Source organism: Viridibacillus sp. NPDC096237 (genome assembly GCF_050278625.1).
In the GTDB taxonomy this organism is placed as follows: domain Bacteria; phylum Bacillota; class Bacilli; order Bacillales_A; family Planococcaceae; genus Viridibacillus.
Map to the genome: position 1 here is coordinate 45,700 of NZ_JBNNTI010000031.1, position 6,000 is coordinate 51,699.

The window sequence follows — 6,000 nt, forward strand, 5'->3', positions numbered from 1 at the left end:
ATTGAATTAGAACAACGTTGTCATTACGTACAGTTTTTGGTAAGATAAGACTGTTGTGATGTTTCGAATCAGGAGGTGGAACATATGCATACTGTGATTATGACTTTATTAATCATTGTTTCTCTTGCATTAGTTGTCTTAGTATTATTACAATCAAGTAAAAGTGCAGGTCTTTCGGGAGCCATCTCTGGTGGAGCTGAGCAACTTTTTGGTAAGCAAAAAGCTCGAGGCGTGGACCTTATTTTGCACCGCATTACGGTAGTATTATCAATTTTATTTTTTGTACTAGCTATAGCTATTGCTAAAATTTAATGAGCGATATTTGAACCGCCTGACCACCTTATGGTTAGGCGTTTTCTTTTATAAAAGCATATAATTAATAATAGAACACTTACATACATGAAATGTATTATTAATGGAGGTTTGCTTCATGGAAGTTTTAATGTCACAGCCTTTCTTTTTTAAAGCTGGTCCACGTGCAGTTTTACTGTTGCATGGCTTTACTGGAAATTCTTCTGATGTACGAATGTTAGGGAGATTTTTGGAGAAAAAGGGCTATACTACGTATGCTCCTCATTATAAAGGCCACGGTGTACCACCAGAGGAATTAATCCATACAGGTCCATCAGATTGGTGGAAAGATGTTCTACAGGGATATAATACTTTAAAAGAAGCTGGTTATGAGGAAATTGCGGTTGCAGGTTTATCTTTAGGTGGTGTATTTTCATTGCGTTTAGGGTATACACTACCTATTAAGGGGATTGCGACAATGTGTGCACCAATGTCAATGCGCACTACGGATCTAATGTTCGAGGGTGTGTTGAAATATGCACGTGACTTTAAAAAAATTATTGGTAAAAAACCAGATGAAATTGAGCAAGAGATAATGGAGCTAAAGCAACAAGGGATGCCTTCGCTTTCAGAATTACGTGAGCTTATTTATCATGTTCGTGATCAGATTGATCATATATATGCTCCAATATTCGTTGCACAAGGATTATTAGATGACGTGATTGATAAAAATTCAGCGCAAATCATTTATGATCAGGTGGAGTCCAATGATAAGGATATAAAATGGTATAAAGAGTCTGGGCACGTTATTACTCTTGACAAAGAGAAAAAACAATTACATGAAGATTTATATGCTTTTTTAGAAAAACTCGATTGGCATGAGTAAAAAGGGCAATCTTCGCAAACGCTAATAGAAGGAGGGAAGAAAGATGAACAATCAAGAATTAACATTGCAAGAACGATTATTAACTTTCATGAAAGAAGAACAATATAAACCGCTTACTGTAGCTGAATTGGAACAACAATTTGGTTTTAAAGACGCGGATGAATTTAAAGAACTAGTAAAGACACTAGTAAGAATGGAACAGCAAGGGCAGGTGTTGCGTTCCAATACGAATCGTTATGGTACGCCGGAACGTATGAATTTATTAAAAGGTCGCTTTATCGGCCATGCAAAAGGCTTTGGCTTTGTTGCACCTGAAGAAGCAGGAATGGATGATGTGTTCATTCCGCCAGATGCGCTTAACGGTGCATTAAATGGAGATACAGTATTAATCCGTGTATCTAAAACAACTTCAGGAGATCGACGTGAAGGTAAAATTATACAAATTGTAGAAAGAGGAACAACGAAGGTAGTCGGAGTCTTTCAAGCTAATCGTGGCTTTGGTTTTGTCGTTCCAGATGATAAGAAATTATCAATCGACTTCTTTATCGCAAAAGGGGATACTCTTGGTGCGATGGATGGACATAAAGTAGTCATTGAAATTACTGGATGGCCTGAGGATAACCGCTCAGCAACGGGAATTGTAACACAGATTTTAGGTCACAAAAATGACCCGGGTGTCGATATCTTATCGATTATTTATAAACATGGTATCGCTATCGACTTCCCAAAAGAAGTGATTGATGCTGCATCAGCAATTCCAGATGAAGTAACACAAGCAGATTTAGAAAATCGTATCGATTTACGTGATCAAATGATTGTTACAATTGACGGTGAAACTGCTAAGGATTTAGATGATGCTGTAACGGTAACAAAAAATGATGATGGTACGTATAAGCTAGGCGTTCATATCGCTGATGTTAGCTACTATGTAACTGAGGGATCAGATTTAGATAGAGAAGCCTATGATCGTGCGACAAGTGTATATTTAACAGACCGTGTAATTCCGATGATTCCACATCGACTTTCAAACGGTATATGTTCGTTAAATCCACAAGTTGACCGTCTTACATTATCTTGTGAGATGACGATTACTGGCAGTGGTGAAGTAATAGGGCACGAAATTTTCCAAAGTGTTATTAATACGACTGAACGTATGACCTATACAGACGTTTATAAGATTTTAGAAGAAGATGACGAAGAGTTAAAAGAACGCTACGCAAATCTTGTTCCTATGTTTAAGGATATGGGCGAATTAGCACAAATCCTACGAAATAAGCGTATGGACCGCGGTGCTGTGGACTTTGACTTTAAAGAATCTCAAGTACTTGTAGATGAAGATGGCTGGCCAACAGATGTTGTATTACGTGAACGTACAGTAGCAGAACGTCTTATTGAAGAGTTTATGTTAGCAGCGAATGAAACTGTTGCAGAACATTTCAAATGGATGGATGTACCTTTCATTTATCGTATTCACGAAGACCCTAAACCTGAAAAACTCCAACGATTCTTTGAATTTGTAACAAACTTTGGGTTAGTTATAAAAGGTACTGGTAACACAGTTCACCCACGTGCATTACAAGAGATTTTAGAATCAGTTGAAGGATTACCTGAAGAGCCTGTTATTTCGACTATGATGCTTCGTTCTATGCAACAAGCAAAGTATAGTGCGGAATGTTTAGGACACTTTGGTTTATCAACAGAGTTTTATACACACTTTACATCTCCAATTCGTCGTTACCCGGACTTAATTGTTCACAGATTAATCCGTACGTACTTAATTAATGGTGACGTTTCACAAGCCACAGTTGCACACTGGAATGCTATAATGGACGAAATTGCACAGCATACGTCTGAGAGAGAACGTCGTGCAGTCGATGCAGAGCGCGATACAGATGCACTGAAGAAAGCACAATACATGGCTGATAAAATTGGTGACGAATTCGAAGGTATCATTAGTTCAATTACAAACTTTGGTATGTTTATCGAATTAGAAAATACAATTGAAGGTCTAGTGCATATTAGCAATATGACAGATGATTACTACCGTTTTGACGACCGTCAAATGGTAATGATTGGCGAACGTACAGGTCGTATTTTCCGTATCGGTGATGGGGTAGAAATTCGAGTTAAGGTTGTCAACGTTGAAGAATCTTCAGTGGACTTTGAAATTGTCGGCATGAAACGCGAATTCAACCGTACTCGCAAAGAAGCACCACGTGTCATTCATGCGAAGAAAAAAGAGGGCTCTAGAGGTGGCAGAGGGCAAGGTAGAAGCGAGAGTGGAAGCGGAAGCGGAACTCGAAAACCAAGTGGTGCTAAAGTGAATGGTAAAACACGAAAAGAAGAGCGTAAAGCATCCGGTAAAAGCGGTAGCCAAAAGAAAAAGTTCTACGAAGGTATTGCTAAAAAGAAAAAAGGTAGCAATGGTAAAAAGAAAAATAAAGAGAAGCGCTAGTCGCTTCTCCTCTATTTAATGAGGTGATTGATAATGGCTAAAGGGTCAGGAAAAGTTCTGGCACAAAATAAAAAGGCAGGACATGATTTCTTTATAGAGGAAACAATCGAAGCAGGAATGGTATTACAAGGAACAGAGATTAAGTCAATTCGTAACGGTAGAGTGCAATTGAGAGACTCATACGTCCGCGTCAGTGGTAATGAAGCTTGGATTTCAAACATGCACGTAAGTCCATATGAACAAGGAAACCGTTTTAATCATGATCCATTACGTTCACGTAAATTATTGCTTCATAAAAGACAAATTGCTGAGCTAATTGGTAGAGTTAAACGTGACGGTTATACTATCGTACCGCTGAAAATGTACATAAAAGATGGTTATGCAAAATTATTAATCGGTGTTGGTAAAGGTAAGAAAAACTACGATAAACGTGATGACCTACGTAAAAAAGAAGCAAAACGTGATATGGAACGTACATTCAAGGCAAAAAACCAAATCTAATTGAGATGCTCAAACTTGAAGTTTGCTCGATATTGCCTTATAATTTAAAAAGTAAACAAGCCAGTATAAATACTTTTTTTAAAGTATTTCCGAACGGCCTTAAGACATTTATGTCATAAGGTTCCCTAAGGCATTTAACTACAAGTAGTAGAAATACCTTGTAGAGATTTAGCCACTATTAAGGGGACGTTACGGATTCGACAGGGATGGTCTGAGCTTGAGTTGCGCGTCGGAGGTCTCGGCTTCGTCATCAACGGAAGTTATATAATAACTGGCAAACAACAAAACAACTTAGCTTTCGCAGCGTAAGCTGTTGAAACTGCCTGTCTACTCTATCGCCCATGTAGAATAGTTCAGGCTCACTTATAGTGGGATACGGTTACTAGTGCCACTTGAGCTAGTAACAAGAGCTTCCCAAGTTAGCGCTCATGATGCCTGCTTGCTGGCTAATGATGCGTGAATCCTAAATAGGCAAGATACACGCGTAGAAGCTTGAGTATTGGAGTTTCTGGACGCGGGTTCGACTCCCGCCGTCTCCATATTTAAAATGGCTGCAAACGTAGTCATATCAACGGTTTTCAGAATTAGGGATATTGAACGGGAGTTGAACTCTTGTTGAATGTCCCTTTTTTAATCCCTAGAGATTCTTCTTATATTTTTACTTGTTCAAGACCTTCTAATACAACAAATAGGAGGTTTTTTTGTATGGGTTCAAGAAATCGTAAACATGGAGTATTTGCAGTACCAGAGGAAGCGGGAACACTCACATACATTAATGACAAGAAACGTGAAGCGATGACGATTCACCATGCACTCGATACAGCGTTTCAACAAATGCGAGTCGGTGGCAATCGTGAAAGAACAATTAACAGCTATGAGTACATCTTTCAGCAGTTTGCAGAAGTCACCCAGCTTAAATATATAGAGGATATTACCGTTAATAGCATTTACTTATATTTGGACTCATTGAAAGTTTCAAGAGAGACGAAACTAATTCGCCTCAAATCCGTTAAAGCGGTGTTATCTCGCTTTCACAATAATGGATGGATACAGCGCAAATTCTGGGCAGGTATTCAAATCAAAATTGATAAGAAAGTCAAAACAGGAGCAGCAGAGGATGATATAGATAACCTGATTAGCCTAATCGACCAGAATACATTTATTGGCTTACGTGACACTGTTGCTATTTTAACCATGTACAAGACAGGTATCCGCATTAGAACGCTTGGAGAGCTACAGGAGCATCATATAGACATCGGTAACATGTACTTGAACATAGACGGTTCAGCAATGAAGAATCACAAAAATCTAAAATTACCAATTGATGATGAACTAGCGCAATTGTTCAAGACACTTATTCATATGAACAATGGTATCCGCTCCTACTATGATATAGAGAACAAATATATCTTTATTACACAGAATGGCAGCCCCCTCAATAATAGCAAATCATCAAACAATGCGATTTCAAAGCAACTTAATAAATATAGTAAACGCTTTGGGCTTGAGAACATCAACGCACACGCTATAAGAAGGGCATATGCAAAAAATCTGCTTAAGAAGGGAGCGAGTGTACCTCTTATTAGTAAAGCTCTAGGACACTCTGACATAGCTATTACAACGCAGTATTTAGATTTAGATGTGGATGAAGTTGCGAAAGATTTACGAAATTATTTATGAAGCAATGAACGGTATAATGTGAAGTTTGAAGTGAACCTCCTGATATAAAATTTAGGAGGTTTTTTGTATTTTAAAAAATCATGTCAATGGTATGAATCGGCTACACTAAGTTGGACAAAAAAAATAAGGGCTATTACACTTAGACTACCAACTTAAAGGAGCGTGCTACTATGTCACGTCAACGTCG

The 6,000-nt window shown here is 38.2% G+C and carries 5 protein-coding genes and 1 other RNA gene; all 6 read left to right on the forward strand.

The window, feature by feature from the left end; all coding sequences use genetic code 11:
- Nucleotides 1-84: 84 nt before the first annotated feature.
- The 6 genes from secG (at nucleotide 85) to ACQKMD_RS15890 (ending at nucleotide 5,813) form a co-directional block, all read left to right on the forward strand.
- Nucleotides 85-312, forward strand: a complete 228-nt coding sequence (secG, locus tag ACQKMD_RS15865; protein WP_427753115.1) for a preprotein translocase subunit SecG — start codon at nucleotides 85-87, stop codon at nucleotides 310-312.
- Nucleotides 313-430: 118 nt separating this feature from the next.
- Nucleotides 431-1,177: an alpha/beta hydrolase gene (locus ACQKMD_RS15870; RefSeq protein ID WP_427753116.1), complete on the forward strand. Its 747-nt coding sequence runs from the start codon at nucleotides 431-433 to the stop codon at nucleotides 1,175-1,177.
- A 43-nt stretch (nucleotides 1,178-1,220) separates the two neighbouring features.
- A complete protein-coding gene (gene rnr / locus ACQKMD_RS15875; RefSeq protein WP_427753118.1) occupies nucleotides 1,221-3,632 on the forward strand; it encodes a ribonuclease R in 2,412 nt (803 codons plus the stop codon).
- A gap of 33 nt (nucleotides 3,633-3,665) precedes the next feature.
- Nucleotides 3,666-4,133, forward strand: a complete 468-nt coding sequence (gene smpB, locus ACQKMD_RS15880) for an SsrA-binding protein SmpB (protein WP_038188785.1) — start codon at nucleotides 3,666-3,668, stop codon at nucleotides 4,131-4,133.
- A 182-nt stretch (nucleotides 4,134-4,315) separates the two neighbouring features.
- Nucleotides 4,316-4,675, forward strand: a transfer-messenger RNA (tmRNA) gene (gene ssrA / locus ACQKMD_RS15885).
- A gap of 163 nt (nucleotides 4,676-4,838) precedes the next feature.
- On the forward strand, nucleotides 4,839-5,813 hold the full coding sequence (locus tag ACQKMD_RS15890) for a tyrosine-type recombinase/integrase (protein ID WP_427753119.1): 975 nt from the start codon (nucleotides 4,839-4,841) through the stop codon (nucleotides 5,811-5,813).
- The last annotated feature ends 187 nt before the right edge of the window (nucleotides 5,814-6,000 follow it).